The sequence below is a fragment of the Corynebacterium sp. HMSC06D04 genome (assembly GCF_001807315.1).
In the GTDB taxonomy this organism is placed as follows: Bacteria; Actinomycetota; Actinomycetes; order Mycobacteriales; family Mycobacteriaceae; genus Corynebacterium; species Corynebacterium simulans.
In genome coordinates this window covers 22,807-49,019 of the sequence record NZ_KV788561.1, presented here as the reverse complement: position 1 = coordinate 49,019, position 26,213 = coordinate 22,807, and the positions used below count along the sequence as shown (strand labels likewise).

General features: G+C 58.0%; 28 protein-coding genes and 1 tRNA gene. 16 read left to right on the top strand and 13 right to left on the bottom strand.

The features are described from left to right. Position 1 precedes the first annotated feature (1 nt). Positions 2 to 1,789: an HtaA domain-containing protein gene (locus tag HMPREF3155_RS11195; RefSeq protein ID WP_070433343.1), complete on the bottom strand. Its 1,788-nt coding sequence runs from the start codon at positions 1,787 to 1,789 to the stop codon at positions 2 to 4. A gap of 91 nt (positions 1,790 to 1,880) precedes the next feature. Here HMPREF3155_RS11195 and HMPREF3155_RS12930 point away from each other — a divergent pair, with 91 nt between their 5' ends. Next, positions 1,881 to 2,432: a hypothetical protein gene (locus HMPREF3155_RS12930; protein WP_141740995.1), complete on the top strand. Its 552-nt coding sequence runs from the start codon at positions 1,881 to 1,883 to the stop codon at positions 2,430 to 2,432. Here HMPREF3155_RS12930 and HMPREF3155_RS11190 read toward each other — a convergent pair. The 3 genes from HMPREF3155_RS11190 to bioB are packed head-to-tail and all read right to left on the bottom strand — an operon-like array spanning position 2,332 to position 4,507. Further along, complete coding sequence (locus HMPREF3155_RS11190) at positions 2,332 to 3,255, bottom strand: Sir2 family NAD-dependent protein deacetylase (RefSeq protein WP_070433342.1); 924 nt, start codon at positions 3,253 to 3,255, stop codon at positions 2,332 to 2,334. The genes HMPREF3155_RS12930 and HMPREF3155_RS11190 overlap by 101 nt on opposite strands. 29 nt (positions 3,256 to 3,284) lie before the next feature. Beyond that, entirely contained in the window at positions 3,285 to 3,527 is a 243-nt protein-coding gene (locus HMPREF3155_RS11185; protein ID WP_061919918.1) for a biotin synthase auxiliary protein BsaP, read from the bottom strand. Further along, positions 3,527 to 4,507: a biotin synthase BioB gene (gene bioB / locus HMPREF3155_RS11180; RefSeq protein WP_070433341.1), complete on the bottom strand. Its 981-nt coding sequence runs from the start codon at positions 4,505 to 4,507 to the stop codon at positions 3,527 to 3,529. Before bioB ends, HMPREF3155_RS11185 begins: the two co-directional genes overlap by 1 nt. 77 nt (positions 4,508 to 4,584) lie before the next feature. On the opposite strand from bioB, the gene HMPREF3155_RS11175 reads away from it, so the two are divergent. From HMPREF3155_RS11175 to HMPREF3155_RS11165, 4 genes are all read left to right on the top strand, one after another. Then, positions 4,585 to 5,892, top strand: coding sequence for a M20/M25/M40 family metallo-hydrolase (locus HMPREF3155_RS11175; protein WP_062036344.1), 1,308 nt, complete (start codon positions 4,585 to 4,587; stop codon positions 5,890 to 5,892). A 107-nt stretch (positions 5,893 to 5,999) separates the two neighbouring features. Further along, positions 6,000 to 7,142 carry an HNH endonuclease signature motif containing protein gene (locus tag HMPREF3155_RS11170; RefSeq protein WP_070433340.1) on the top strand — a complete coding sequence of 381 codons (1,143 nt, stop codon included), beginning with the start codon at positions 6,000 to 6,002 and terminating at the stop codon, positions 7,140 to 7,142. A gap of 139 nt (positions 7,143 to 7,281) precedes the next feature. Continuing rightward, positions 7,282 to 7,707 carry a hypothetical protein gene (locus tag HMPREF3155_RS12925; RefSeq protein ID WP_148138243.1) on the top strand — a complete coding sequence of 142 codons (426 nt, stop codon included), beginning with the start codon at positions 7,282 to 7,284 and terminating at the stop codon, positions 7,705 to 7,707. 56 nt (positions 7,708 to 7,763) lie between these two features. Continuing rightward, positions 7,764 to 8,420, top strand: coding sequence for a YdgH/BhsA/McbA family protein (locus HMPREF3155_RS11165; RefSeq protein WP_049062475.1), 657 nt, complete (start codon positions 7,764 to 7,766; stop codon positions 8,418 to 8,420). Here HMPREF3155_RS11165 and HMPREF3155_RS11160 read toward each other — a convergent pair. The 3 genes from HMPREF3155_RS11160 to HMPREF3155_RS11150 are packed head-to-tail and all read right to left on the bottom strand — an operon-like array spanning position 8,417 to position 10,316. Beyond that, the gene (locus tag HMPREF3155_RS11160) at positions 8,417 to 8,641 is read right to left on the bottom strand and encodes a helix-turn-helix transcriptional regulator (RefSeq protein ID WP_049062476.1); all 225 of its coding nucleotides are present in this window, start codon (positions 8,639 to 8,641) and stop codon (positions 8,417 to 8,419) included. The genes HMPREF3155_RS11165 and HMPREF3155_RS11160 overlap by 4 nt on opposite strands. Positions 8,642 to 8,643: 2 nt before the next feature. Beyond that, positions 8,644 to 9,465: an ABC transporter permease gene (locus HMPREF3155_RS11155; RefSeq protein ID WP_062036348.1), complete on the bottom strand. Its 822-nt coding sequence runs from the start codon at positions 9,463 to 9,465 to the stop codon at positions 8,644 to 8,646. Next, complete coding sequence (locus HMPREF3155_RS11150) at positions 9,465 to 10,316, bottom strand: ABC transporter ATP-binding protein (protein WP_049062478.1); 852 nt, start codon at positions 10,314 to 10,316, stop codon at positions 9,465 to 9,467. Before HMPREF3155_RS11150 ends, HMPREF3155_RS11155 begins: the two co-directional genes overlap by 1 nt. Before the next feature lie 93 nt (positions 10,317 to 10,409). Here HMPREF3155_RS11150 and HMPREF3155_RS11145 point away from each other — a divergent pair, with 93 nt between their 5' ends. Beyond that, complete coding sequence (locus HMPREF3155_RS11145) at positions 10,410 to 10,805, top strand: NUDIX hydrolase (protein WP_049151471.1); 396 nt, start codon at positions 10,410 to 10,412, stop codon at positions 10,803 to 10,805. 97 nt (positions 10,806 to 10,902) lie between these two features. Continuing rightward, positions 10,903 to 11,397 carry a hypothetical protein gene (locus tag HMPREF3155_RS11140; RefSeq protein ID WP_148138242.1) on the top strand — a complete coding sequence of 165 codons (495 nt, stop codon included), beginning with the start codon at positions 10,903 to 10,905 and terminating at the stop codon, positions 11,395 to 11,397. Positions 11,398 to 11,494: 97 nt separating this feature from the next. Here the strand turns inward: HMPREF3155_RS11140 and HMPREF3155_RS11135 are convergent, their stop codons facing one another. The 4 genes from HMPREF3155_RS11135 to HMPREF3155_RS11120 all read right to left on the bottom strand — a co-directional run bounded on the left by HMPREF3155_RS11135 (position 11,495) and on the right by HMPREF3155_RS11120 (position 15,482). Beyond that, positions 11,495 to 12,325, bottom strand: a complete 831-nt coding sequence (locus tag HMPREF3155_RS11135; RefSeq protein WP_061925679.1) for an alpha/beta hydrolase — start codon at positions 12,323 to 12,325, stop codon at positions 11,495 to 11,497. A gap of 81 nt (positions 12,326 to 12,406) precedes the next feature. Then, a complete protein-coding gene (locus HMPREF3155_RS11130; protein WP_168162319.1) occupies positions 12,407 to 13,813 on the bottom strand; it encodes a DUF5129 domain-containing protein in 1,407 nt (468 codons plus the stop codon). Then, a complete protein-coding gene (locus HMPREF3155_RS11125; protein WP_005530578.1) occupies positions 13,810 to 14,451 on the bottom strand; it encodes a response regulator transcription factor in 642 nt (213 codons plus the stop codon). Before HMPREF3155_RS11125 ends, HMPREF3155_RS11130 begins: the two co-directional genes overlap by 4 nt. Next, complete coding sequence (locus tag HMPREF3155_RS11120) at positions 14,448 to 15,482, bottom strand: sensor histidine kinase (RefSeq protein ID WP_070420213.1); 1,035 nt, start codon at positions 15,480 to 15,482, stop codon at positions 14,448 to 14,450. The genes HMPREF3155_RS11125 and HMPREF3155_RS11120 overlap by 4 nt, the downstream gene beginning before the upstream one ends. 111 nt (positions 15,483 to 15,593) lie before the next feature. Here HMPREF3155_RS11120 and HMPREF3155_RS11115 point away from each other — a divergent pair, with 111 nt between their 5' ends. Together HMPREF3155_RS11115 and HMPREF3155_RS11110 are read left to right on the top strand one after the other, a co-directional pair. Then, positions 15,594 to 16,190 (top strand): ATP-binding cassette domain-containing protein, encoded by a 597-nt coding sequence (locus tag HMPREF3155_RS11115; protein ID WP_062036358.1) that lies wholly within the window; start codon positions 15,594 to 15,596, stop codon positions 16,188 to 16,190. Further along, entirely contained in the window at positions 16,174 to 17,385 is a 1,212-nt protein-coding gene (locus HMPREF3155_RS11110; RefSeq protein WP_070433337.1) for an FtsX-like permease family protein, read from the top strand. Before HMPREF3155_RS11115 ends, HMPREF3155_RS11110 begins: the two co-directional genes overlap by 17 nt. Here the strand turns inward: HMPREF3155_RS11110 and HMPREF3155_RS11105 are convergent. Continuing rightward, positions 17,354 to 18,049 carry a hypothetical protein gene (locus HMPREF3155_RS11105; RefSeq protein WP_141748301.1) on the bottom strand — a complete coding sequence of 232 codons (696 nt, stop codon included), beginning with the start codon at positions 18,047 to 18,049 and terminating at the stop codon, positions 17,354 to 17,356. The genes HMPREF3155_RS11110 and HMPREF3155_RS11105 overlap by 32 nt on opposite strands. A 139-nt stretch (positions 18,050 to 18,188) precedes the next feature. Here HMPREF3155_RS11105 and HMPREF3155_RS11100 point away from each other — a divergent pair, with 139 nt between their 5' ends. Further along, positions 18,189 to 19,430: an adenosylmethionine--8-amino-7-oxononanoate transaminase gene (locus HMPREF3155_RS11100; RefSeq protein ID WP_070433335.1), complete on the top strand. Its 1,242-nt coding sequence runs from the start codon at positions 18,189 to 18,191 to the stop codon at positions 19,428 to 19,430. Next, positions 19,427 to 20,074 (top strand): dethiobiotin synthase, encoded by a 648-nt coding sequence (gene bioD, locus HMPREF3155_RS11095; RefSeq protein ID WP_070433334.1) that lies wholly within the window; start codon positions 19,427 to 19,429, stop codon positions 20,072 to 20,074. The genes HMPREF3155_RS11100 and bioD overlap by 4 nt, the downstream gene beginning before the upstream one ends. Positions 20,075 to 20,506: 432 nt before the next feature. Here bioD and HMPREF3155_RS11085 read toward each other — a convergent pair. Continuing rightward, positions 20,507 to 20,591, bottom strand: a tRNA-Leu gene (locus HMPREF3155_RS11085). A gap of 189 nt (positions 20,592 to 20,780) precedes the next feature. Here HMPREF3155_RS11085 and HMPREF3155_RS11080 point away from each other — a divergent pair. From HMPREF3155_RS11080 to HMPREF3155_RS11060, 5 genes are read left to right on the top strand one after another with little or no spacing between them, the layout of a single operon-like run. Further along, a complete protein-coding gene (locus tag HMPREF3155_RS11080; RefSeq protein WP_062036439.1) occupies positions 20,781 to 21,614 on the top strand; it encodes a DUF3662 and FHA domain-containing protein in 834 nt (277 codons plus the stop codon). 28 nt (positions 21,615 to 21,642) lie between these two features. Next, the gene (locus HMPREF3155_RS11075) at positions 21,643 to 22,095 is read left to right on the top strand and encodes an FHA domain-containing protein FhaB/FipA (protein WP_062036441.1); all 453 of its coding nucleotides are present in this window, start codon (positions 21,643 to 21,645) and stop codon (positions 22,093 to 22,095) included. Further along, entirely contained in the window at positions 22,092 to 23,435 is a 1,344-nt protein-coding gene (locus tag HMPREF3155_RS11070; protein ID WP_070433332.1) for a PP2C family protein-serine/threonine phosphatase, read from the top strand. Before HMPREF3155_RS11075 ends, HMPREF3155_RS11070 begins: the two co-directional genes overlap by 4 nt. Beyond that, positions 23,436 to 24,788, top strand: a complete 1,353-nt coding sequence (locus HMPREF3155_RS11065; protein ID WP_070433331.1) for an FtsW/RodA/SpoVE family cell cycle protein — start codon at positions 23,436 to 23,438, stop codon at positions 24,786 to 24,788. It abuts the gene before it with no gap. After that, positions 24,785 to 26,212, top strand: a complete 1,428-nt coding sequence (locus HMPREF3155_RS11060) for a penicillin-binding transpeptidase domain-containing protein (protein ID WP_070433330.1) — start codon at positions 24,785 to 24,787, stop codon at positions 26,210 to 26,212. Before HMPREF3155_RS11065 ends, HMPREF3155_RS11060 begins: the two co-directional genes overlap by 4 nt. The last annotated feature ends 1 nt before the right edge of the window (position 26,213 follow it).

Here is a 26,213-nt window from a genome sequence, read left to right as displayed (position 1 = left end):
GTTAAACCGGGTTCTGCATGACCAAGCGGCTGGTAGAGCCGCCCGCGATCACGAGTCCGGCGATGAGCAGCAGCAGGTAGGTGCGGGAGTCGCCCCACTCAAAGCCCTTGTCCTGCGCTGCGGCAGACTTGATCTTGAAGTTGCCAGATCCGTCCTGGTAGCCCTGCGACTCGCCGCCTGTCAGCGATGCTGCGTCTGCGTTCTTGCCTGCCGCGCCAGCACCAGTAGATCCGGATTTAGATCCGCCGGAGGTGCCCGCGGCGCCAGAGCCACCGCCTGTGACGGCAGCGCAATCTGCGCTGCCTCCTAGGTCTGCACTGATGGAGAGCGGATCCAGCTGTGTGCCTGGCTCATAGAAGCCAGCAAAAGCCTCGGAGCCGGTCTCGCTCAGGGCCACGCTCGCCTCACCTTGTAGGGAGTTTTCTCCCACGTCGAGGGAGCTGAAGCTGAGATCACCGATTACGGTTCGGCCAAAGTCCTTCTTTTCGCCTTCCATGTTGGAAGAGCTGACGTCACCAATCAGCTGCCCGGAGTTGCCGTTGAAGGTGACCGCGAGATTGGAGATATTAAGATCGAGTTTGCCGTGGTGACCGCTAAAGTGCATCGAGCCGGAGTACTGAATGCTGCCTGCGTTCCCGTTTACAGCGCCGGAGTTGCCGTTAAAGGTGAAGCGCTCATTTTCGTAACCCACTGCGTTAAGGTCCCAGCGGCCCTGCGCAATCGAGCCAGTGATGTAGGACTGGAAGGACTTCTTTACACCCCATGCAGCGCTAGCTTGGGTAACGCCAGTGGCCTCGCACTTCTCGTCCCCGTTGCCAGCGCTTCCTGCAGCCGCAGCTCCTGCAGCCTGCGTTCCCGTTTCGGCCTTGGTTCCTGCGGACTGGCTTCCGTTTCCGGAAGCTGTAGACGCACCCGTACTCTTGGTGTCACCACCTTTTTGCGCTGCGCTGTGCGATGCCCCGTTGGAGCCGCCTGCCGCAGTACCACCGGAATTACCAGCGGAATCGCCATAAAAGGACTTGAGCTGGCTCAAGAATTTCTCGGTGTTACCCATGAACGTGGTGATGCCATTCATGGTGTCGTTAGTCTCGGACAGGATTGCCATGGCCTCTTTGTTGAAGCCGGTAAATTTACCAGTGATCGACGTTGGAACATCGCCGGTGCCTTTGCCTGCCGCGCAACTACCATCAAGGCCCACGGTTCCCGAGGAAGGATCCAAGGCTTCGCCGGGCTCGTAGAAGCCGGTGAAGAGGCGATTTCCGCCCTGCGTCAAAGTGGTGGAGCCGGTGAGGTTGACCGAGCCGCTCTCGGGTTTGACCGGATTCTGCAGGTCAATAATCGCAATGACTTCATTGTCACCCCGGATTTCCTGGCCTCGGGCCATGGCGGATCTATCGAGCTCGTAAGAGACGTAGTCCACCGAGATCTCTGCGCGGTTTCCCGAGGCGTGGACTTGGAAGTCGGACAAGTTCATGTCAAGGACGCCGTTGTGCCCCTTGAAACTGAGGTTTCCGTTGAAGGGGATCACCACCGAGTCCCCTTCCACACTGGCCTTTGTCGGCGTGAAGGTAAACGCACCCTGACCGCGTTCATCACCTGTGAAACCAATGCCATTTGCGCCCCACGAACCATGTGCAATGTTGCCTTTGATGTAGTTGCGGAATGATTGCTTAATTCCCCAGTTCCAGGTGCAGTTTTCTGCCGCATGGGCTGTTTGGGGTGTCAGCGCAGCGGCCGGACCTGCAACCAAGAACGCGGAGGCAAGGCATGCAAGAAGGGTTCTTTTCATGAGAGTGAGTCACCTTAACGAAGAGATTTAGATAGGCTAGGCTTACTTAATGCATGTTATACTTACCTAACTTAAAAGGCAGGCGTCAACCGTGTACCCCTCTTTGACCACAGAAAACACCCCCTCCGTGGACGCTTTCCGCAACATTTACCCCGATGTAGATCCAGCAGTCGGCCTACCGCTCACGGTAGGCGAACGCATCGCCATCGCCGTGGCCGTAGCCACTCTCGTATTCGGCGGAGCAACCGGGAACCTCATCGTTGGGGCCGCTGGGCTCGCATTTGTCCTTTTCTGCGCCGTGGCTCAAACGCACAAACCGCAGCGCCGCATCCGCGCGGAAGCACGCGGGCGCTTCCCCAACCTCAATTGGTATGAAAACACCACCGTGGCATCCGGCTACGTCATCCCCTCCCTGTGGTTGTTGATCATCGCGGGCACGCTGGCGGCGTGGTGGTTCACGCCGGTCAAGTACTTACTTCACGTAGGTGTACTCAGTGCACTCGTTGCGGCACTCATCATTTGGTTTATGCCGGGACTGAACCCTATATGGACAGCTCGTCGAGCAGCTCGTCAAAAGCCGGACCAACCTGCGTCCGCCACAGCGTATCCACACGATTATCCCCACGCCCCGGACCACCGTTAATCACGGATACCCGCTTACCCGCTTTCTTGGCGTCGAGCACAAAACGGAAACCGCTCATCACGGCCAGCGAGGAGCCCACCACCAGCAGGGAGCGCGATCCAGCCAGAATCTCATAGGCCGCATCCTTCTTCGCGGCCGGAACCGGTTCCCCAAAGTAGACCACGTCCGGCTTGAGGAGCAGTGAGCCGCACACAACGCAGGGCGGCATCACAAACTCATCGACGGCCTCCTGCGAAAGCGCCACGTCACCGTCCGGGTTGACCTGGTCCTCGCTGACCCCCCAGCGCGCTAAAAAGCCCGGGTTGAGGGTCTCCGCGCGGACGTCGAAAAGCTCGCGCTCTTCCACGTTCCCGCAGTTCAGGCAAACCACGTGCTTCATGTCACCGTGCAAGGCAACGACATTTTTCTGCCCCGCCTCCTTGTGGAGGCCATCGACGTTCTGCGTGACAAGCCCACTGAGCAGCCCGGCGCGCTCGAGCTCCACCAAGGCGTAGTGCGTGCGATTCGGGCGCGCAGCATCCATCACGCGCCAGCCCACAAAGGCACGCGCCCAGTAGCGGTGCGAGGCCGCGGGATCGTACCGAAACTCCTGGTAAGTCATGGGTCGATGCCCGCTCAACGAACCTTTCGGGCCGCGACAATCCGGCACGCCCGACTCCGTGGACACCCCCGCCCCCGTGAGCACCATGACGCCACCTGCACGCAGTTGCTTGGCGACGTCGCTAAGCGCAAGCCCTGGCTGCGTCGGTTCCGCGGTCTCCGTGACGACGCGCTCAATAGAACGCAACGCGGGCTTGTGGGCTAATTCAACGGCGGGATCCATGCCTCCAATTTAGGACAACTCGGGCCAAGCTAGGGAAGCGTCTCCACGTAGAGCCAATCCGAATCCAACTCTCCGTGGCGCGAACACTTCGTGCTCCATCCATCGGGTCGGACCTGCGCCACCATGCGGCGGCCACAGATCTGGCAAAAACGCGGCACGTCCAAGCCGGCGGCCGCCGCTGGATGCAGGTGCGCGTCTTTAAACGGCTCGCCGGTATTCGGATGGAAGATTGGCTCCTCCCCTGCCAATACGGCAGCAGCCAACTCATCCATTACAGAGCCTTGATCGGAAGATCGATGCGGCCCAGCATGTCGACGTCCTTTTCAATCTGACGGCCAAGCGTGGTCAGGTAGTTGCCCGCAATGATCGCGTTGATGCCGCCGAGCAGACCCTTCTCCGTGCCGTCGTCGCCAAGCGAAAGCTCGCGGCCGCCTGCAAAGCGCAAGGTCACAGCCGGCATCGCCAAGCGGAAAGCGGCAACGGCGCGCAGCGCTTCACCCAGCGGAACCAGCGGGTAATCCGCGAATGGGGTGCCGGGGCGCGGGTCGAGGAAGTTCATCGGAACCTCGCATGGGTTTAGCTGCGCAAGCTGGTACGCGAACTCGGCGCGATCCTCCAGGGACTCGCCCATACCGATGATGCCGCCGGAGCATACTTCCATGCCCACCGCGCGCACGTTCTCCAGGGTCTCCTTGCGTTCATCCCAGGTATGCGTAGTCACCACGTTGGGGAAAAAGGAACGGGAGGTCTCCAAGTTGTGGTTATAGCGCTGGGCACCCATGTCCTTCAGGCGCTGCGCCTGTTCGCGGGTCAGCGTGCCAAGGGAACAAGAAATCTCGATATCGACTTCATCCAAAATCGCTGGGATTGCCTCCGCGACCTGGGAAAGCAAGTTCTCATCCGGCGACTTTACAGCGGCAACGATGCAAAACTCCGTCGCACCAGTCTTGGCGGTCTTCTTGGCGGCCTCCACCAACTCCGGAATGTTCAGGCGGGCCGCACGCACCGGGGATTCAAAAAGACCGGACTGTGAGCAGAAATGACAATCCTCCGGGCAACCGCCGGTCTTAATCGAGATGATTCCCTCCACGGAAACATCCGGGCCACACCACTTCAGGCGGGTCTGGTGCGCAATGTCTGCGATTTCCTCGAGCTGCTCATCCGGAACCTGCAGCACTTCCAGCAATTCTTCTTGGCTGAGACCAATTCCCTGGCCTAGGGCTTTATCACGGGCGATATCGATAATGCTCATGGAGAGCAGCGTACTTGAACGTCGTTCAATTTTTGTTAAAAGAACCGAAATTTCACCCGGCGACTACCCTTAAACGCATGACGCTTTACGACGACACCCTGGAACTACTGCAAGAACTCATCCGCAATGCCTGCGTCAATGACCTCACGCCGGACTCCGGCAACGAGGTGCGCAACGCCGACACCTTGGAGAAGTTCTTCGCGGGCACCGACGTCTCCATCGCGCGTTATGAATCCCACCCCTCGCGCGTAAGCATCGTTGTCACCGTCCCAGGCGATCCAGAAAAAGAGCCGCTTACCCTCATGGGACACACGGATGTGGTTCCCGTTGACGAGCCGAAGTGGACCAAGCCGCCTTTCGACGCCCTCATTGAAGACGGCAAGCTCTACGGCCGCGGCGCCGTCGACATGCTCTTTATTACCGCCTCCATGGCGGCGGTCACCCGCAAGATTGCCCAGGAGGGCAACCCGGGCGGCACCCTTGCATTCGTAGGCATGGCCGACGAAGAAGCCCGCGGCGGGCTCGGCGTGAAGTTCATGTCGGAGCAGCACCCGGATGCGTTTTCGTGGAAGAACTGCCTGTCCGAGACCGGCGGCAGCCACCTACCCGACGCGGTGGGCTTTAATGTGGGCGAAAAGGGCGCCGGCCAGCGCCGCATCCACGTGCATGGCGACGCCGGCCACGGATCCACGCCCTATGGCAAGGACTTTGCAATTTTGAAGATCGGCGAGGTCGCACGCCGCATCGCCGCTGCTGAACCGCCCGTTGCTTCGAATGAGATCTGGGAGGGATTCGTCAAGACCTTCAAGTTCGATCCAGAAACAGAGGCGGCACTAATTGCAGGTACCGGCGATTACTCGAAGTTCGGCGATCTTGCCGCCTACGCTCACGCGTTTAGCCACACCACCATCGCCGAGACCGTCCTACGTGCTGGCGGCGCAATCAACGTGCTGCCTTCCCACGCCTACCTGGAGATGGATATCCGCCCCTTCCCAGGCCAGACCCAGGATGAGCTCGATGACTTTCTGCGCGAGGCACTAGGAGATCTTGCTGACGAGGTAGAAATCGAGCACCTGATTACGGAAGACGCCACGCAATCTTCCACCGATACGAAGCTCTGGCACGCGATTGAGGCAACCTCCAAAGAGTTCTTCCCCGATAAAGATGTGGTTCCAGTCCATGCCACGGGTGGTTCCGATCTGCGTTTCGCGCGCCGTATGGGCGGCAACGCCTATGGCTTTGCCATGCATGCCGAAGCCCGCGATATGGCGAGCGCCAACTCCCAGCTACACAGCCACGACGAGCACCTTTATCTCGAGGATTTGGAGCTTACAGTGCGCGCTTATGACTCACTTGTAACGCGGTTCCTTTCTTCCGAAAAGTAGGTCACTACCTGGGAAAAGTCGGCGTCGTCAAGCCGTGTCCGGGGCATGTTTTAAAGTGTTATTCGTAAGTTAGTTCGAAACACTTTAACGGTGAGGAACCTCTTGCTATGAAAGTGCCCTACCACTCTCACACCAACCCCGAAGACGAAATAGCCCAAGCCGCCGCACAAATCCGGCATGCAGAGCTGCGCTTCTGGCGCGAGCATCTGCCGGAATTCGATAACGAAATTGAGCTCGCGGTGCAGAGAATGTTTTCTGCCACCGGCGTTAGCCCTACGCGCATATCCAAAATTTTCATGGCTTTAGATCGCCTCGAATCCATGCCAGAACTACATGCTCTCCAAGAGCGCTACCTCCACCTAGATTTAGATCGGCTTATCGCCATCAACGAGTCCTTAGACAAGCTTGGGGAACCGCTTGCCGACGCCCTCGCCCGCATCGACGCAGGCATCACCAAGTACCTCACTCCAAAGCGTGCGAACCAAGTCCCGCCCACGCAAGCAAATATCAAGCGCAAACTCAATGAGCTCATTAGCGCCGAAGATGACACGATTGCCCTGCAAGATACGCGCCGCCGTGGTCGATACAGCACCGACCCATTCTCCGTAACGCTGGAAGCAGATCCAGAAACCATCGCGAGCGTCGACCAGGCGGTACGCACCTTCGCCGAGGCCGAGCAGATTCCACTCGCTCAGGCCATGACGCGCCTCATCCTCGGCGAGGCCCAGCCAAAGGTTATCCTGCACACCTACCAAGCAACTGACATCCCCGGCGCGCCAACCTTCATCCAAGGCCATGGTTGGTCCCGTACTCCCGTTTCCCCTTCGGAGGTCCACGAGGTCGACCCATACGCCGAGAGCAAGAGCTACACCACTCCGGCGAACATTCGAAAATACGTCGAAGGCCGCGACGGCACCTGCCGCTACCCGGGCTGCAACCATCCGGCCTATAAATGCCAGACGGACCACCGCATCAACTTCGCCGACGGTGGCCCAACAACCCCCGCAAATCTTGCTTGCCTGTGCCAACACCACCACAACATCAAGACGGATGGCACAGCCTTCTACATCATGGACCCATACACCGGGGATATCTTCTGGCTCTTCGAAGATGGGACGTGGAAAGCCACCGAGCCCACCGGGCCCATCGCTGAGAAAAACTGGGCGCAAACTTTCGCGCAGGCCATCGCAAGTAGGCGTCGCCAGGCCCATGAGCAGGCCGTTGCTTTAAAGGAGGAGATAAAGAGCTAGTTACAACCATGACCCGCACACCGCTTTGATTGCTGCCGCGGGGCCTATCTTTAGCCTGCTCAGCGGTATCATCTGCTCGCTGCTACAACCGAGACGCCTGGTGTGGATCTGGTTCAGCTTTGCTTCCATCATGGAAGGCGTGTGTTATTTCGTCATCACGCCCGCTGGCGCTGGTGACACAGCAACGGTTGTGGATGCACTCGGTTGGCCCGCATGGGTGCAATTAGTCATGTGCGCGGTGGGTGTGGCAGGCATGTTCGCCACCGCTTGGCACTTTGCGCCGTACATCAAGCGCTTCGCCGGGGATGACCGCAAAGCCCAGTGGGCAATGGCATTCTGGCCGTGGCTCATTGGCACCGCAGCGATGTGTGCTCTGCAGCTACTTTATGTTGCTGTCAGTAACGTATCGCTGAGTATCGGCGAAAAATCCTCGTCGGCATTTCCGACTTCGGCGTGCTCACCTTCGCCCCGATGGGTTTCATCTTCCGCGGCCGGTGGAGCGAGGTTGAACAAGAACCGCTGCGAACAAACCTCATTGGCGGAATCATCGTGCTTGTTGCCTTGATTTCAGTGAATATCTGGATCTCTACTTAAAACAAAAATTCCATTTATAATTTTTGCATGAAAAAGATCTCTTTCATTCTTATCGCCGCACTTCTTTCTGGTTGCTCCCAGCAAGAACCCGCAGCACCAAAGCCGCCAGTTTCCGCCCACGATCACATTCTCTCCGCAGAAGATGCGCCAGAAGGATACGAATACTCAAACATCAACGAGCTAATGAGCACCGAAGACCAAGCTCTCACCGAGGACCTCGTCTCCAGCGACTCCGAAAAGACCACGACCCCCGAGCAATGCGCACCGCTTGCCACCTCAGCGATGGATTTCATCGCCAAGATCTACAAGAATCCGGATACATTCTCCGCCGCCGATTTCAGCGCTGGGGATATCAATGCCACGGTCTCTCTCAGCACGAACCCAGAGACGCTCCCCTTCCCCGCTGACCTCGCTGAATGTGCTTCCTTTTCCAATGACGTCAGCGGAATCGTCAGCGATTACTCCACCACACCGCTCGATTTGCAGATAGAAGGCGCCGAGAACCTGCAGGCCGCAAAGGTAACCATCGAGAACGCTGGGAACCCGCTAGTCGGTGAACCTGGCGAGAGCGAATTCGTGGCGCACGCGCTTGTCGACGGCGCCGTCGTCAGCGTCAGCTCGCACGATGAGCAAGCACTCCGCCAGCTCATGGAAAAGCAAGTGAATAAGGTGGCAAACCGCTAAGACAACGGCGGGAATTCATCCAAGGAAAAAACGGATTCCACCGACACTCCAAAATACTGCGCAATACGCAAAGCAAGATGCAACGACGGTGCAGACTCGCCGCGCTCTAGGTACCCAATCGTCTGATAGTGAATGCCTAGGGCCTCGGCGAGTTCACGCCGGCTGATTCGCCGGTCAGTACGCATCACAGCGATGCGGTTGTGAACTATGTCTTCAGTCATTTCTAAATTCCGATTTGGGCCCGAGTCTTGGATTGGATATTGGCGAGGGAGCCAAAAGTCTCCTTGCGGAAGCTATAGCGTAGCAAGGCAATAACAACTATAAATCCAACGATGATCCAAGTAAGAAGAACCCCCACAGCTAGCACAGGGGTGAATTCTCCGCCGTACTCCCACTGCGCAGGATTATCCGAGATCCACCGCGATAGGTGTCCGGACCAGTAGAAGGGCAGGATGAGCTGCGGAATCTGTATCCAGCGAGGAACGTCAGCCAAGGAGATAAAGCTGCCGCTGGTAGAAAACAGCGCTATGACGATGGCATAACCGACAAGCTGTGAATATGTCCCACGCATGAACGCACCGAGCACCAGCCCCAAAGGTGCTGCGGCTAGATTCGAGAGCAAAGCGATGCCCAGCATGGGAACAATACGACCCCATGAAATTTCTAGGTTCGGCAAGATAAAAAGTGCGGCAAAGAGCAGTACTGCCTGCATGATGAATACGACGCTTACACAAGAGATTGTCTTGCCGATTGCCCACACCCACGAGCCATTAGGCAACATTCGCGCGCGCACTAAGGCGCCGCCTAATCTGTCGCTATAGAACTCGGCAGCAATCTGCATTATCACGAACGTCGAAAAGCTGCCGACCAAACCAGCGAGAATTACCGACGAAGTCGAAGTTTGCTCAATCATCTCCTGCGAGCTTTGGCGAACCATCACCACGATAAACAGAACGGGCGCGAACACCATGAACGCTCCGACGCCTACAAGCTGCGGCCGAATGTCACTTGCCGCCTGGCGGAGGGCTGCTTTGAAGATTTTCATTACTGTTCCCCATTCTTTTTCACGATGGAAAGGTAGGCATCCTCTAGCGTCGGACGCGTCACGGTTAATTCAGAGATGGAACTAAGAGGAAGGCTCTGCAGAAATTTCTCTGGCGTTTCCGTGGCATGAACGTTGCGCACCCCATCTGCAACCCACGAGACCTCCGCAGTTCCCAAATGTGCTGAGCGCAGCTGCATAGGGCTGCCGTTTGCTAGGACTTTTCCCTCACCCAAGATGATGATTCTGCTGGCGAGCTTTTCAGCTTCTGCAAGGTCATGGGTGGTCATAAGGACCGTGGTGGAACGATCCACGTGGTCCATAATCACGTCGTGCATTTGTGTCTTCGAGACCGGATCGAGCCCCGTCGTCGGCTCATCTAGGAGTAACAACTCAGGCCCACCGATGAGCGCTGCCGCAAAATCTAGGCGACGCCGCTCGCCACCGGACAGGCTCGAAATCTTCTGATTTTCCTTATCCCCTAAAGACACCAACTCAAGCGCCTGCTCAACCCCCATTGCTGCCGGTGAGTGGGTTTCATGGATGCCCGCAACCCATGCCAACTGGTCTTTAACGCGCCACTTGGGGTGGTCGGACCAATTCTGCTGAACCAAACCCACACGAGACCAGAACCCGGCCTTTACCCTGCGAGGGTCCTGCCCGAAAACACGAACCCTGCCGGTAGTTGGAGTCAACGTGCCCACAATGTTTTCCAGCAGCGTGGTCTTTCCCACACCGTTTGGGCCAAGCAAGCACACCACCTCGCCGGGGTCAACATGCAAGTCCACTCCGCCCAGAACTTTCTTCGCACCATAGGAGAAAGCCAGGCCGTCGATTTCAATTACTCGAGTCATTACACTCCCTTCGGTTCAATTCTCACTAAAGAAGATAGCACATGTACTACATATTGGAAGGGGGTTACTTCATGTCCTGATAAGCTCGTCTCCATGCCAACACAAGAAATTCACGTAAGCGCTGTCATTTTCCACAACTCAGAAGGCCATGTCCTTTGCGTGCGAAAGAAAAACACCACCGCGTTTCAGTTTCCGGGTGGTAAACCAGACCCCGACGAAACGCCCCTCCAAGCTGCAGTGCGCGAGGTAGGAGAGGAAATTGGCGTCACGCTTGATGGTGCCCTACTTAGCCCACGCGGCACCTTCCGCGCAGCCGCCGCCAACGAGGAAAATCATGAGGTCATTGCAGATGTCTTCAGCTATCCATCCCCTGTCATCCCAAACATTGCAGCGGAGATTGCCGAGTACGCATGGGTAGATTTGGCCGAACCTCACGTTGAACTCGCACCGCTTCTGAAAACCCCTGCACTACGCGAGAAGCATTGTTAGATTGCGGTCATGAGCAGCACAGAGCGATATGTTGAAGATGCTGTCCTTGGCCGAGTAAACCTTCCACTTACTGCACTTTCATGGCACAATGGCCTGCATGAGCAAAGTACGTAAGTCCGCACTGTTGACTGCAGCCACCGCAATCACCGTTTCCCTTGCCACCCCAGCCGCCTCCGCCGACATGGTGGATGACTACCTCGCGAAGGTTCCTGCGGGCCAGATCTCCTGCGATCAGGCAAGCCGCTATTACACCAACGCTTCCGACTACAACTCCAAGAAGTCCCAGGCGCTCGCCGCTGCTAATTTCCACCCGCGTGGTGGCGAAATCCGCGATGCCATCGCGCGCGCGGATGAGGCGATCGCGCGTTGTGGTCTAAATGGTGGCGCTCCGGCTCCAAAACCAGCCCCAGCTCCAGCTCCAAAACCAGCACCTGCCCCAGCAAACGTAATTTCGGTTGGTGTGGTTCCGGGTCAGCCTACGGTTGATGTGCCGGTTGGCCCGCAGGTCTTCCGCATTCCGGACATCAACAAGATCATCCAGGATCTCTTCTCCCAGGCACAGTCCCAGGTTTCGCAGCTTTCTTCCTTCTAGAAGGGCAGAAAGTACTCGTCCGCGTGCAGGCGAACCACTCGCGGCAGGTAGCGCACTTGTTTGCCACGACGTCGACAAGCGAGTGCCCCATGAATCATTAGCGGGTAAGACCCCACATAACCTGATCGAGCGCGCAAGAATCGTGCGGCAGATCTGGATGCGCTGCTGGGGCCTCACAGACGTCGCCCAAGCTGACGTTTTCAACGTCGGCGCCTGGTACCGCAGTAAGCTTCGAGGTTTCGTTCGGCGTGACGGTGGTATCCGCCGGGCTATAGATCGAGGTGTACTTAACCCCCGGCGCGGTATCGGGCAGTTTGTTCATTTTCTCAATAAAGTCCGAGCCCTGCAGCTGCTGAATGCCGGCCGTAGTGCCCAAGAAGGCAGCCAGCTTCGGCATAACCTTGGCAATATCACTCAACGCAGGTCCCATACCGCTCAGCGTAGTGCCGTGATAGTTGCCACCGATTGCGACAACACGGGAGACCTCCTCTGGGGAACCGTAGAGCTGCGTGAAAGTCTTGGTGTGCAGCCCGCCCTGGGAATGGCCCACGAGGTTGACCTTGTCAGAGCCAGTAGCGGACCGAACATACTCGATTTGCTCTGCAATCTCGCGAGCAGAAGCATCAAGATCCCCAATCGCCTTCATGGCCGGGATTGCATTCTGCAACGTGACATCGTCCGCGCCGTAGTCGAATGCCCACACGCACATGTTTTGCTCCTGCAGCCGCGGAATCAGATCCGTCCAGGCCGAGGAATTATCGCTGGTGCCATGAATGAGAACCACTGGCTCAACATCAGAAACGCAGCTCGGATCGTTGATGCCATAGCTCTCTGGCACTGAGGTCTCAAAAGTGGCAGCTTGAGCAGGTGCGATGGACACGGTAGCGGCTAGAAAAGAAGCCGTGAGGAAGGTGGTAATTCGACGCATGCCCCACAGAATAGACCCTGCTCACGGATTTTATTCAAGATAGGGTAGCCGGGTGTGTACGTTCGGACAATACTCAAAGTGTCAGAAACTCGAGGCACCACCAGCGCCGGAGAACCCCGAGCTAAAGTTGCTGCTCACGTTGGGTGAAGAAGCTACGGAAGCGCTGTTCCATGAGCTGATCGCCATAAAAGGTACGAATCCGTGATAACCCACTCCCGGATAGAAGGAAGACTCGTCAATACGCGGGCGCGCCGCCAATTCATCCGCTTCGTTTTCCTTTTGTAACTGCGTTTGGATCTGCCCAAAGAGCGTGGCTGCGCGCTCCACTAGCTCGAGGTAACGATCCATAAATTCAGGCGCGGCCGCATCGATCTCCTCGGAAACGGCAATCAGTCGGGATGCTTCTTCCGCGACCCCGCCCGTGGATTCCGTGCGCGCCTCAATCAGGTCCTTGCGTAGCTCATAGAGTTCTTTGCGGCGCGCGTTAACGTCAGCATGCTCGATGGCATACAGACGGTCGATGTTGTGTTCTGCGGTATCTACGCGGCCACAGATGGATTTCGCTTCCTCGATTCCACTCACCGCTTGGTCGAATTCCTCGTCGGAGGACTGCTCGTTCAGGCTGGCAAAAGAGCTAACTGTATCGTCGAGGTTGAGGAACTCGTCGCGCAGTTGCTCCCATTCCTCGCGCATCCGGGCGTCGACAAGCGCTGATTGCAAAGAGTGCGCACGCACGTCGATGGCATTCAAGCGTTGAGCGATATCCCCATAAGCCCGTGAAACGTATTTCCAATCCTCACGGGCGGTCGCAATACGCTGCGCTTTCCGACGCCGCGTAGCACCCACCGCAGCAACGATTCCTCCGGCAGCCGCACCCGCGCCGAAACCACCAAAGCCAATACCGAGACCGCGGTTAGCCTTAGCATCGGAATAAAGCTCCTCACTGACCTTGTCTGCATCGGCAGCATAGTCAGCGCCAGCGAAAAGACCTGCCGGGATATTTCCTGCCTTCACGCCCGGTTTGATCTCTTCGATTGCGTCTTCCAAATGACCATCTTCTAGTTCCAGGGACAGGTCCTTCCCCACATCGTTGCCCGCGAAGATGAAAGCCTGACGTGGATCGAGGCCCACGCCAACGAAGAGCTGGCCATCGGTGAAATGGTCATCGCCAATGAGGTCTGGGTGATTATCGCGTAGATACTCTTCGACGGAATCTTCTACCTCGTCCTTGTTCTTTTTGAAGACAAGGTAGTTCAGCTGCTTGACCGGAGCTGCGAAGTGGATTCGCTCAACGTCACGACGCATGCGTGCTTCGTCATCGGGGTTTAAGACATCTTCGGGATCCATGATCTCGACCTTGACGTCTGCGGACCTCTCGACGGAATAATCTGCTTGCTCCGGAGATGCCGCAAGCGTGGCAACACCGAAAGCAGTGCCGCCGCCAACCAAAAGCGCTGCTGCTGCAGATGCCGCCAGAATCTTTTTCATTCCAATCTCCATTCTCGCTTGGTGCGCAGCCATGCCAGGACTGCCTTGACGCGGCGGTTTTCGTCTTCGGGGCTGAACCCGAGCTTCATGAAAACATTCGCCACGTGTTTGCTTACTGCACCGGCAGTGAGCACGAGCTTGCCTTCGATCTCGCGATTGCTGGCGCCTTGTGCCATCAAGGCTAGTACCTCGCGTTCTCGGGGCGTGAGCTTATCGACGCCCATCTTCCGGGAGGAGAGCAAAGTGCTCACGACTTCCGGATCTACCACGGTGCCACCTGCAGAGACCGTATCCAGTGCATGGATGAACTCATCCACATCGGCGATTCTTTCCTTGAGAAGATAGCCGAATCCGCCGTGTTCGATGAGTCCGTCCAGGTAGCTGGCGGCGACGTATTGGCTCAACACCACGACGGGCTGCTCGGGCGTACGTTTGCGAATCTCATTGACTGCTCGCAGGCCGTCGTCCTGCAAAAGCGGCGGCATCCTGACGTCGGTGACAATGATGTCGAATCCTTCTGCCGCAGCACGCAATTGATCAGCATCTTCGACCGTGGTGACCTCATGGTCCAAGGAACGCAGGAGTTGTTCGATTGCCGCACGCAGCAGGGCGGAGTCTTCAGCAAGCAAAATTTTCATGGCAGTTTCATCCTTAACCGTGCGCCCTGATCAGTGTCTTCTAGTTTCACGCTTCCGCCCAGGGCTATGGCGCGCTCTTCCAGGCCGGCGATGCCGGTTCCCTCGCCTGCGGTTAACCCGTGCCCGTTATCGGTGATGGAAATCTTTATCCCTTCTCGGTAGTCCAGCTTCACAGTTGCTGCGGTGGCCTCACCGTGCTTTACGGCGTTGGTTAGTCCCTCTGCCACGCAGTGATATGCCAACAAGGCGCTGGTTTCATCAAGGGAGCGTTCTTCGCCTTTGCATTCGAGGGTGGTCTCCAGCCCAGAATGGACGAGGAGTTCTTCGAGAGCCGCAATCAGGCCATTATCGAAGAGGACCTGCGGTGCGATGCCACGGACCGTGTCGCGCAAGGCAGAGAGAGCAAGGCTGGCGTTGTGGTCGGCGGCGTCGAGAGCCGCGGTGTCTCCCCTTTTCGCCGCGGCTAGGTTGAGCTTGAGCGCGGTGAGGTACTGCTGCGGGCCGTCGTGTAGCTCCCGTTCGATGCGGCGGCGCTCGCCGGAGAAGGCGTCGATAAGCGTGGCTCGCGCATCGCTCTCCAACGCCAGGCGGGTGGTGCTCACGGAAAGAAAGGTTAAAAACTTCGCGCCAAAGATAAGGACCAGCAAGCACAGGCAGCCAAACGTCCAGCTCACCACGATAGCCAGGGCTCGATTTTCAATGACGAGGCTACCGATGTTGAACCTATCCGTGAAGAAAGGAGCGATGAAGAATACCACCGTCATAACCCCCACGAACAGCCACAACGCCATGCTCAAAATCGAGAGCAAAAGCTGAATCAGAAGGTGATAGAACTGCTGCCAATCAAACCAGCGATGTGGGGTGCGGTAGCGAATCTTCACGCCCAACCACCGTGCGCCGCCGCGGGTAATGACGGCCATGAGGGACGCAACGAGCGGAATCCACGGCAGCATGACAACGGAAACCACAGCAGCGGGAATACACAGCAGCGCTAGCACTAGATTCCACGCCACGGATTTGAAAGTTGCCATAGAGTACAACCCTAATCCGCACTTCGGACACACGCAGTGGAGCTAGCTCCCCTAAATTTCTGGGAGTCTCCCCCATCGGAATACTGCGCCTTTCAACGTGAAATCGAAAGCATGACACTCATCGCAAAAAATCTCACGAAGAAATACGGCAAGAATCTGGTGCTAGACCATCTCTCGCTGCGCATTGAACCGGGCGAGTTCGTGGCCATCATGGGCCCTTCCGGCAGCGGCAAGTCAACGCTCCTCGGCCTGCTTTCTGGCCTCGACAAACCTACAACCGGCAAGGTCAATGCACCGGGGCGCAAGCACCGCGCTTTCGTGTTCCAAGACTATAACCTCCTGGAATCGCTTAACGCCCAGCAGAACGCGGAACTTACGGCGAAGTTCTCTGGCCGCAAATGCGGCCCGGCGAAGCTGCACCAGACCTTTGAGAGCTTGGGCATCGGCGGGCTGGAAAAGCGCTTACCGGCACAGCTTTCGGGCGGACAGCAGCAACGCGTCGCGGTGGCGCGAGCATTGCTTGCCGACGCCCCCTTCATCTTCGCCGACGAGCCCACCGGTGCGTTGGACGACGACACGGCGGACGTGGTCATGGATCATCTCGTCCGCGTACCCAGCACGGTGGTAATGGTCACCCACTCGCACGCGGCCGCCGCGAAGGCCGATCGCATCTACAAGCTGGAGGAACACCATGTCCGTATGGCTTAAGGATCTACACAGCAATTGGCCTTCCTGGCTGGCGGTGGCGCTGACGTGTTTTATCTCCGGAATGGGATTCTCGCTCGCCGTAGCGCTCATTAACGCAACCGGTGATGACACAACTTCTCTGGGCGGAACCATCCTCGGGCTGGCTATCTGCTCCAATATTCTCGTCATTTTCTCGCAGATGAAGCTCATCATCGACGAGCACATCCACATCTACCGCAGCTGGCGCATGGTGGGCATGCCCAATTGGCTCATCTTTGTACTCGTGCTGGGTCAGACTGCGGCGGTCTCTACGTGCGGTGCGGTTCCTGGCGCCTTTTGCGCTACATTTCTCACGGACTTCGCACTCGATGCTTTCCACCGCGACAACATTCGAGTGGACGGTATCTCCGTGACGATGGGCGATGTTGTGCTTGCTAGTGCGGTGTGCGTACTTGCCGCAGTACTGGGTGGATTCTTGTCATTGCGGCGTATCTACCGTTCGGGGATGCCACGGTGGACAGCTGCCAAGTGTGCGCTCGCTTTAATCCTTGGTGCCGGGATCTTGTTTGCCTGCACCTTAATCGAAGATCCGATAGATGCAATGTCCGCGTGTTTGGGCCTTATCCCCTTGTTCGCATTCCTGGTTCCATGGATGTTGCCACTGCTTATGCAGTGGACCCGACCTCTCGGCATCGCTGGCGCGAACGTGCGCGTACGCAGCAACTTCACCGCACCACATATCATGCCGTGGATCTTGTTCGGCGGCCTCATCATCGCCGTGGGCTCAGGTCTCCGCGCCATGTTGAGCATGGAGGAGGAGTTTACGATGTCGCCGTGGCAGGTGTTCGTAGTGGTACTCGGGCCGACGATCGCGCCGAGCGTGATGGCGGCGTTTACTACTTCGCTGTTAATGCGCAAGCGGATCGCTCACGACGCAGGGGCGCTAACTTTGGCGGGTGCTGCCAGGAACAGCATTTTCCGGGTACAAATCGGTGAAGCCTTCGCGCTGACAGCAACCACGACGGGATTACTGTCCGCGCTCACGCTCTTCATCGTCTTGCTCATGAACCACGGGATGACAGGAGAATACGCGCTCACCGGCTTCTGGTGGCAGGCGTTACTTGTGCAAGCTTGCGTGATGTTTATGGGTCTTTCCGGCTTCAAATGCGGGTTGGCCACAAACTTTAGGGATACAGCTGCGCACGTCCGTCCGTAAAGGACTTGTACTGCTCAATGTCTCCGCCAACTGGGACCAATTGATCATCTTCAACCTCTAGGCGCACGCGTGCGGTTTCGGTAATTCCCTCTGCGGTAGAACGGCCGCGATTGCCCACGGTGAGCTCGATTTCATCGTCTCCCACCACGGAAGCCTCTTCCACGGAAGAAGCGGTAATACCGTGGCCGCCGACCAATTCACCCTCGGACCAAATGAGGATTCCGTCTGCGATTGATGCACCCGTTCCGGCAGGACCGTTTTCATCACCGAAGGCGCCATCCAGTACGGCGTAGCTAAGCTCCGCGCACGGATCATAGGCGCCGTCACTGACCGTGTAGTGGAACTTAAAATTATCTTTATCCGTGTTGAGGACGCCCTTTGCGCCGTTGGCGAATCGCTTCTGCAAATCAGAGCCGCCGTCCGCGCACTCTTCCTCTTCATTTTCTTTATTTTCCGCAGTTACCGTTTCGGTTACTACCGGCTGCGGGTCTGCTTGCTGCTGGGTCTGTTCTGTGGACTCAGTTTTCTCAGTGGACTCGGTTTGTTGTTCGGCAGTCTCACGGAAGACCGGCTTCGGAGAATCGCTTTCGGATTCCGATGAACAACCAGCAACGCTCAACGCAACTACAGCTACAGCACTCGAAACGGCAACAAATTTCCTCATGATTTCAAGATACTTGACTGCCTGCTAGAGAAGTTCCGATAACCAAGGAAAGAAAGAACAGCGCAGGAGCTACACCCAGCCTTGAACGTTGTTCAATTACAGTCATAAAAGAGATTATTGCTGTGGTAGAGATAATTCCATGCCTTTTTTGAACAGTGTTCAAGTCGCTGCGATCGACTCCACCCACATCTGGCATCCCTATGCCGCGCCCGGCGCGCCAGCCTTGCAGGTACTGCGCACCGATGGTGCCTATTTAGAACTCGCGAATGGCCAACGCGTCATCGACGGCATGAGCTCCTGGTGGGCGGCATGCCACGGCCATTCGCACCCGCGGCTGGTGGCGGCGGCGAAGGATCAGATCGATAGGTTCAGCCACGTCATGTTCGGCGGGCTCACTCACGAACCGGCGGCGCGGCTTACCGCAAACCTCATGGAGTTGACCAACCACCAGTACGCGCAGGTCTTCTACTCCGATTCCGGATCCGTCGCGGTGGAAGTGGCAGTAAAGATGGCGCTGCAGTGCTCGCCGCCCGGCCGCACCAAGCTTTTGACCTGGCGCTCGGGCTATCACGGCGATACCTTCGCCGCGATGAGCGTGTGCGATCCGGAAGGCGGCATGCACACTATGTGGAAGGGCATCCTTGCCGAGCAGATCTTTGCCCCAGCTCCGCCCACGGAAGGCGCCTCGGCTAAGCAGCGGGCGGAATACTTGGATAAGTTCGAGTCCTTTATCACCGAAGAAGTCGCCGCGGTCATCATCGAACCCGGCGTGCAGGGCGCGGGCGGGATGCGCTTCCACGACCTAGAGCTGGTCGCAGGCGTGCGGGAGCTATGCGATAAGCACGGAGTCTTGCTCATCGCGGATGAAATCGCCACCGGGTTTGGTCGCGCAGGTGAGCTCTTCATGACGCAGGCGGCAGGAATCACGCCCGACATCATGTGCGTGGGCAAGGCGCTAACGGGCGGGTTTGTCTCGTTGGCAGCAACCCTGGCCACGCAAAAAGTGGCGGAGACGATGCAGCCACGCGCATTGATGCATGGGCCGACGTTCATGGCCAATCCCCTGTCCTGCGCGGTGGCGGCCGAGTCCACCGCCATGATTGCAGAAGGCACCTGGCGCGCGGACGTCGCACGCATTGAGCAAGGTTTACGCGCAGGGCTTAGCGACGCCCCCGGCATCACCCGCGTGCGCGGCGCCATCGGTGTACTGGAAATGGACCATGACGTGGACATGGAAGCGACCACCGCGGCGGCCCTTGAAGAAGGCGTATGGCTGCGCCCATTCGGCAGGCTCATCTACACGATGCCGCCATATATCTGTACCGATGAGGAAGTAGCGCGTATTTGCCGCGCCGTCGTTGCCGCCGGGGAGGTCGCATGATCTATTGCATCACCGGAACCAATACGGATGTGGGAAAGACCATTGCCACGGCGGCCCTGGCCGCGCAGTACCAGGCGGCGGGCAAGCATGTGGTGGTGGCGAAACCGCTGCAAACAGGAGATACGAGCGATTGCGCCACGATCACACGCCTTACCGGCGTGGAATCCCGGCAATTCAAGCACTATCCGGAGCCTCTAGCGCCGAACCTTTCTGCCCGGCGCGCGGGATTACCGCAGGCCGAAAAAGAGGAGGTGCTGGCGTGGATTCGCAGCATCGATGCAGACGTCGTACTCGTGGAGGGCGCGGGCGGCCTGCTGGTTAGGCTCGCAGATAGCTTCACGCTTGCCGACGTCGCCCGTGACCTCGGCGCCGAACTTTTCATAGTCACCAGCTTGATGTTGGGAAGCCTCAACGCCGCTGAGCTCACCGTGGAAGCTGCCCGCGCCCGCGGCATTCACGTCAAAGGGCTGATTGGCGGCATGCTGCCACAAGAGCCGGACCTCGCCACTCTCCTCAATATCGCGGAGCTTCCCAAGGTCACCGGCGTGCCACTGCTCGGCTGTATTCCTGCCGGCGCAGGCTCGTTAAGCAAGGAGGAATTCTGCGCCCAAGCAGCGCAGTGGGATCTCTTAGGTGGTCTCTAGATCGGCCCACGCAACCGGAACGGGTCTTTCATGACTCGGCCTCCTCATCCCCTGGAACAATCTTGCTGTCTATGGCACTCAAGATGCAGCCAGCCAAAATGTAACCACTCGCCTGCATATGGGTGGCCCAGTTGCCTCCGCCTCCGGCCACAACCAAAAAGATCATGAACCCCACAGCAATGAGACAATAAACAATGAATCGACCATGCGCACCAAGCCGATATCTCCGCGCAGAAATGACGCTGATGGCCCAGCTGAGCCCTAGGAGAATTGCATAAACTAGCCCTCCGGCCAACGCACCCGGAACCATGTACAGCATTCGCTATCCCTTCCAACAATCATCTGCGGGGCCTTGGAAGCACTTTCTAAAAGGTAAAACGAAAAGTCTCGAGAAACCATCCAAAAGGAACGATGTCTCGAGACTTCACAGCGTGCCCGGGGCGGGACTTGAACCCGCACGTCCTATAAGGACACTGGCACCTGAAGCCAGCGCGTCTGCCAATTCCGCCACCCGGGCTGGGTATTAAGTGTCTTGGCGACCAACTAACATTAGCATGCAGGAGCTAAGAATCTACAAATCCGCAGGCAAACACGAAGTTTTCTGGGGAAAAGCCCCCTAAAAGCATCGGAACTTTAGGCGGCGCGGCTACGTTTAGAAGGGGTAGGCACCCTATAATTAGCCTGTCATAGAAAAGGAGGACAGCACGTGGCAATTTTTGAAAAGCTCGCGAAGCTGGATTCCGCCATGCAACGAGGCTTGGACAATGGCATGGCCTTTGTCTTCGGAGGCAAGGTCGTTCCCGCGGAGATTGAAGAGCTCCTCAAACAGGAGGCGCAGGACAATCTCGCACGCGGTGATGACGAGAACCTCTACAGCCCCAACGTCATGACAGTAGGCGTATCTTCCAAGGACTTGGAAAACCTCTCCCGTGACCCAGATCTGCCCGCAGATTTCGCCGACCAACTCACCCGCTTTGTTAGAAACCACGGCTGGTCATTCGCCGGCCCGGTCATCGTACGCATTGCGGAGGAATCAGGATTACGTACAGGACAGCTTCGAGTGTCTTCGTTTATTGATCACGAACCCGCCGAGGAAACCGGATTCGACGCAATCTTCCACGAAGACGATGGTCAGGAGGACCACATGAGTAACCCGTTTAATGCAGACGAGGCAGCAACCACCACCTTTATGGCACCGGATCAAAATCCAGAGCAGCCACACTCGCAGGGCCCCGCAGTGAACTTGATGCTGCAGGATGGTTCCTCCCGCGTGTACCACGTGCGGGAAGGTTCCAACATCATCGGTCGCAGCAACGACGCTGACCTTCGCCTGCCCGACACTGGCGTTTCCCGCCAGCACGCGGAGATTACGTGGAACGGACAGGATGCCGTCTTGGTAGATTTGCAATCCACCAACGGCACCACTGTCAACGAGACGCCAATTGAAAACTGGCTGCTGGCCGACGGAGACGTCATTACCATGGGACACTCCCACATCGAGGTCCGTATCACCGGCACCGAGAACAACCACAACTACTAAACCCCGCCGAGAAAGTAAGGAGGTCACCATGGATTCAGTCGTTTTGCTAGCTCTTCGCATCGGCCTTCTGGCACTGTTGTGGCTTTTCATCCTGGTGGCCTTGAACGCAATGCGCCGGGACGCCAATAAGGCTGCCGGCGTCTACCAGCCTTCGGCGCAGGCGAAGGCCACTCCGCGGCGTCGCGAAGCGCCCAAGCAGATTAACATCGTGGACGGGCCCCTGCGTGGCTCCCACATGCAGCTCGGCACGCTCGAAGAGTGCACCATGGGCCGTGCGCAGGACTGTGACTTTGTCACCGGCGATGACTTTTCTTCCGGTCATCACGCGCGCCTATTCCGCCGCGGCAGCGAGTGGTTTGTGGAAGACCTGGAATCCCGCAACGGCACCTTCGTGGGTGGCGTTCGCATCGATCAGCCGGAGCGAGTTGGCGTTGGCACCGACATCAAACTTGGCCGCACGACCGTGAGGTTGATGGCATGACTTTAAGCCTTAAATTCACCGCGATCACAGATCGCGGTCTAGTACGCCAAAACAACGAGGACAGCGCCCACGCTGGTCCCCATCTTTTGTTATTGGCAGACGGAATGGGCGGCCACGCCGCCGGCGAGGTGGCCTCCCAGCTCATGGTTGAGCACTTGGAGCACCTCGACCAAGACCCCGAAGACAATGACATGCTCGCGCTGCTGGGCGCCGCGGCAGAGGATGCAAACGCGTCCATTTCCGCACACGTCGAGCAGCATCCAGAGACCGAGGGCATGGGCACCACGCTTACCGCGATGATGTTCAACGGCACCGAGTTCGGCGTATGCCACGTAGGTGACTCCCGCGGCTATCGCCTGCGCGACGGCAAGCTGACCCAGGTAACGCGCGATGACACGTATGTGCAGTCTCTGGTGGATGAGGGTCGCCTCGACCCCGAGGACGTTTCCTCCCATCCGCAGAAGTCGCTGATTCTCAAGGCCTACACTGGTCGCCCGGTGGATCCCACCTTGTTTATGTTGGATGCCAAGGTCGGAGACCGCCTGCTGCTGTGCTCCGATGGTCTTTCGGATCCGGTTACGGCAGCCACCATCGAACTGGCACTTTCGCAAGGCACGCTTGACGACGCCGCGGTTACCCTCCGCGATCTCGCCCTGCGTTCTGGTGGCCCAGACAACGTCACCATCGTCTTGGCCGAGGTAGTCGAGGGCAAGGGCGATAGCTCGCCGGTCAAGGTCGGCGCCATCGCAGGCGTCGTGCCTGAGCCGACGCACCCGGATTCCTCCGCCAGCCGTGCGGCTGCGCTAACAAGGCCACGAGAGGCGTCGCCTGCGCCCCAAGAAGAGGAAGACGACACCGAGGAACCTCACAGTCCAAAAAAGAAAGTTGGTTGGAAGGTAATCGGCGCCCTCGTAGTGGTGCTCGCGCTCGTCATCGGCGGCGGATTCTGGACCAAGAACGAGATTTCTAACAACTTCTACGTCGCCACCGACGAAGAAGGGGCACTCAGCATCGAGCAAGGCGTAGATTTCTCAGTCTTTGGGCGTTCTTTGCACCACAAGTACCAAAATGCCTGCGTCGATAAAGCAAATACGCTGCGTCTCGGGTCCACTCCGTGTGAGGGGGATTTCGCCCCGTTCAAGGTCACTGACCTGCCAGATTCCGAGCGCGCGGCCGTAGATAACCTGCCTTCGGGTTCCTATGCCGAGGTACAAACCCAGCTTTCGAGCCTGTCCTCCAAGGCACTCAAGCCGTGCATCAGCACGCCGAGCAAGAAGACGGACGAGAAGCTAGAGAAGAAAACCGCTAAACCAGGAATCACGTGCCGGGAGGTGAGCTAAGTGAAGAAGATCTTTTCCCGCGGCACTGAGCTCGGGCTGCTGATTCTGGCGGCCGTGGTCTTTGCCATCACCACCGTCAGCCTGGAACTTTCCCAGGGCAACATTTTGACCATGGACGTCCTCTACCTCATCGGTGGATTCATCGGCGTCTTTACCGTCGCCCACCTGGTGCTGTGCTTCCTGGCGCCGCATTCGGATCAGCTCATGCTGCCGATTGTGTCCCTGCTCAATGGCACCGGCCTGGTCATGCTGGCGCGCCTCGACCTCGTCAATGATGGTGTCCTGGCCCGGCGGCAAGTGATGTGGACGATCGTCGGCCTTATCCTCTTCGTGCTGGTGCTGGTTGTATTGCGGGATCACCGCTCCCTTACCCGCTACTCCTACATCCTGGGCGCAGCCGGCCTCATCCTGCTGGCGCTGCCGCTGGTGTGGCCGCAGCCGCCGGGAGTCGAGGCGCGTATTTGGCTGTGGCTGGGCCCATTTTCTATCCAGCCTGGCGAGTTCTCGAAGATCATGCTCATCTTGTTCTTCGCCATGTTGCTTACCCAAAAGCGCTCACTGTTCACCGTTGCCGGTTACCGCTTCTTGGGTCTTTCCCTGCCGCGTCTGCGTGACCTCGCGCCGATTCTGGTGATTTGGGGAATCGCCATCGTGATCATGGGCATCTCCAATGACTTCGGCCCGGCGCTGCTGCTGTTCAGCACCGTCCTCGGCATGCTGTTTATGGCAACTGGCCGTGTCAGCTGGCTGCTCATTGGCTTGCTCTTGGTAGGCGTTGGTGGTTTTGGCATCTACCAGATCTCTTCGAAGATCCAAACGCGCTTTTCCAACTTCCTGGACCCGCTGGGCAACTACGACAGCGGCGGTTACCAGCTTTCCCAGGCACTGTTCGGCATGTCCTCCGGCGGCATCTCCGGAACGGGCTTGGGCCAAGGCCACCCAGAGATCGTCCCAGTGGCGCACTCCGACTTCATCCTCGCCGGCATCGGTGAGGAGTTCGGCCTCATTGGCCTAGCCGCCGTGCTGGTCATGTTTGGCATGCTGGCTTCTCGCGGTTTCAATACCGCGCTGAAGTCCCGTGATTCCTACGGCAAGCTGGTTGCATCCGGTTTGTCGCTGACCCTGGCAGTCCAGGTCTTCGTGGTCACTGGCGGTATTTCCGCCATGCTGCCGATGACCGGCCTGACCACCCCATTTATGTCGGCTGGCGGTTCCTCGCTGATGGCTAACTACATGCTGCTGGCGATCCTGCTGCGCATCTCTAACGCGGCTCGTCGCCCAGCGCGTGAGACCAGCAGCAATGCGCCTACCGATACTTCCATGTTCCCCGCCGTACAGGAGGCAACCCGATGAATAAGTCGATCCGCCTCGTCTCTCTCTTTGCCATCCTCTTGACCGCAGTGTTGCTCGTAAACCTCACCGTGGTGCAGGCATTTTCAGATGACAAGTACGCACATAACCCGAAGAACATGCGCGGTTTCTACGCCATGCAGACCACCCCGCGTGGCCAGATCTTCACCGGCGATACGGTGCTGGCTAAGTCCACCGAGGATTCCGAGGGCAAGTACTCGCGTTCCTACCCCACCGACTCGCCGGCCTTTTCCAACATCACCGGCTACCTTTCCACCCAGTTCGGTGCTTCCCAGTTGGAGGCTTCCCAGAATGAGATCCTCAACGGCACCGACGATTCCCTCCTCACCCAGAACTGGCTCGACACCATTTCCGACAAGGAAAAGGTAGGCGCCAACGTCGAGGTCACCATCGATCCTGCGCTGCAGCAGGCGGCCTATGATCAGCTGGTTGGCCCGGGTTACAACGGTGCGGCGGTGGCCATCCAGCCTTCCTCCGGCAAGATCCTGGCCATGGCCTCCTCCCCGAGCTACAACACGAATGACCTGCTAGGAGAAAACGCCGACGAGACCTGGAGCGCGCTGCAGGAGCAGGAGGGCACCCCGCTGCTCAACCACGCCACGCAGGAAACCCTGCCTCCTGGTTCCATCTTCAAGATCATCACCACGGCCGCCGGCCTCAACAATGGCTTTAATCCCGGGTCCTCGCTGACGGGTGCTAATTCCATCGTGCTGCCGGACTCCGTGACGGAGCTGACCAACTATGGAAACCAGATGTGTGGCGGCTCCCAGTCCGTTACCTTGCAGACTGCCTTCGCGCTTTCTTGCAACACCGCCTTCGTGGAGATGTCTGAATCCATCGGTGCTGATGAGCTGCGCAAGTACGCGGAGGCTTTCGGCGTGGGCGAACAATATGATCTCGGGGTCAACAGTGCTGCCGGCAATTTGGGCGAGCTTGCCGACGGCGCCCAGGTTGCCCAGTCCGCTATCGGTCAGCGAGACGTGACCATGTCTGCACTGCAGGCGGCCATTATGGCTGGCACCGTTGCCAACAAGGGCAAGCGCATGGAGCCTTACCTCATCAACCGCATCACCGATGCACAGATGAATGAGATCCGCGCAACCAAACCTCGCCAAGCCGAGCAAGCAGTAACGGAGGATGTTGCGAACACGATCAAGGAATTGATGTACGGCTCGGAGCACTCGACCTTCGGCTATGACGGCAACTCCTTTGCTTCCAAGACCGGCACCGCAGAGCACGGCGATGGCCTTGCCCCGCACGTGTGGTACGTCGCGTTCGATCCAGACCGCGACATTGCCGTCGCCGTCGTGGTCAAGGATGGCGGCAACCTTGGCGAGTCCGCCACCGGCGGCCAAGTTTCTGCCCCTATTGGACGCGCCATCCTGCGCGCATATGAAGGACAGTAAA

Excerpts from the sequence above, each read along its gene's own strand:
- HMPREF3155_RS11195 (WP_070433343.1), bottom strand. The coding sequence starts at position 1,789 with ATGAAAAGAACCCTTCTTGCATGCCTTGCCTCCGCGTTCTTGGTTGCA.
- HMPREF3155_RS11190 (WP_070433342.1), bottom strand. The coding sequence starts at position 3,255 with ATGGATCCCGCCGTTGAATTAGCCCACAAGCCCGCGTTGCGTTCTATT.
- HMPREF3155_RS11185 (WP_061919918.1), bottom strand. The coding sequence starts at position 3,527 with ATGGATGAGTTGGCTGCTGCCGTATTGGCAGGGGAGGAGCCAATCTTC.
- bioB (WP_070433341.1), bottom strand. The coding sequence starts at position 4,507 with ATGAGCATTATCGATATCGCCCGTGATAAAGCCCTAGGCCAGGGAATT.
- HMPREF3155_RS11175 (WP_062036344.1), top strand. The coding sequence starts at position 4,585 with ATGACGCTTTACGACGACACCCTGGAACTACTGCAAGAACTCATCCGC.
- HMPREF3155_RS11170 (WP_070433340.1), top strand. The coding sequence starts at position 6,000 with ATGAAAGTGCCCTACCACTCTCACACCAACCCCGAAGACGAAATAGCC.
- HMPREF3155_RS11165 (WP_049062475.1), top strand. The coding sequence starts at position 7,764 with ATGAAAAAGATCTCTTTCATTCTTATCGCCGCACTTCTTTCTGGTTGC.
- HMPREF3155_RS11160 (WP_049062476.1), bottom strand. The coding sequence starts at position 8,641 with ATGACTGAAGACATAGTTCACAACCGCATCGCTGTGATGCGTACTGAC.
- HMPREF3155_RS11155 (WP_062036348.1), bottom strand. The coding sequence starts at position 9,465 with ATGAAAATCTTCAAAGCAGCCCTCCGCCAGGCGGCAAGTGACATTCGG.
- HMPREF3155_RS11150 (WP_049062478.1), bottom strand. The coding sequence starts at position 10,316 with ATGACTCGAGTAATTGAAATCGACGGCCTGGCTTTCTCCTATGGTGCG.
- HMPREF3155_RS11145 (WP_049151471.1), top strand. The coding sequence starts at position 10,410 with ATGCCAACACAAGAAATTCACGTAAGCGCTGTCATTTTCCACAACTCA.
- HMPREF3155_RS11140 (WP_148138242.1), top strand. The coding sequence starts at position 10,903 with ATGAGCAAAGTACGTAAGTCCGCACTGTTGACTGCAGCCACCGCAATC.
- HMPREF3155_RS11135 (WP_061925679.1), bottom strand. The coding sequence starts at position 12,325 with ATGCGTCGAATTACCACCTTCCTCACGGCTTCTTTTCTAGCCGCTACC.
- HMPREF3155_RS11130 (WP_168162319.1), bottom strand. The coding sequence starts at position 13,813 with ATGAAAAAGATTCTGGCGGCATCTGCAGCAGCAGCGCTTTTGGTTGGC.
- HMPREF3155_RS11125 (WP_005530578.1), bottom strand. The coding sequence starts at position 14,451 with ATGAAAATTTTGCTTGCTGAAGACTCCGCCCTGCTGCGTGCGGCAATC.
- HMPREF3155_RS11120 (WP_070420213.1), bottom strand. The coding sequence starts at position 15,482 with ATGGCAACTTTCAAATCCGTGGCGTGGAATCTAGTGCTAGCGCTGCTG.
- HMPREF3155_RS11115 (WP_062036358.1), top strand. The coding sequence starts at position 15,594 with ATGACACTCATCGCAAAAAATCTCACGAAGAAATACGGCAAGAATCTG.
- HMPREF3155_RS11110 (WP_070433337.1), top strand. The coding sequence starts at position 16,174 with ATGTCCGTATGGCTTAAGGATCTACACAGCAATTGGCCTTCCTGGCTG.
- HMPREF3155_RS11105 (WP_141748301.1), bottom strand. The coding sequence starts at position 18,049 with ATGAGGAAATTTGTTGCCGTTTCGAGTGCTGTAGCTGTAGTTGCGTTG.
- HMPREF3155_RS11100 (WP_070433335.1), top strand. The coding sequence starts at position 18,189 with ATGCCTTTTTTGAACAGTGTTCAAGTCGCTGCGATCGACTCCACCCAC.
- bioD (WP_070433334.1), top strand. The coding sequence starts at position 19,427 with ATGATCTATTGCATCACCGGAACCAATACGGATGTGGGAAAGACCATT.
- HMPREF3155_RS11075 (WP_062036441.1), top strand. The coding sequence starts at position 21,643 with ATGGATTCAGTCGTTTTGCTAGCTCTTCGCATCGGCCTTCTGGCACTG.
- HMPREF3155_RS11070 (WP_070433332.1), top strand. The coding sequence starts at position 22,092 with ATGACTTTAAGCCTTAAATTCACCGCGATCACAGATCGCGGTCTAGTA.
- HMPREF3155_RS11060 (WP_070433330.1), top strand. The coding sequence starts at position 24,785 with ATGAATAAGTCGATCCGCCTCGTCTCTCTCTTTGCCATCCTCTTGACC.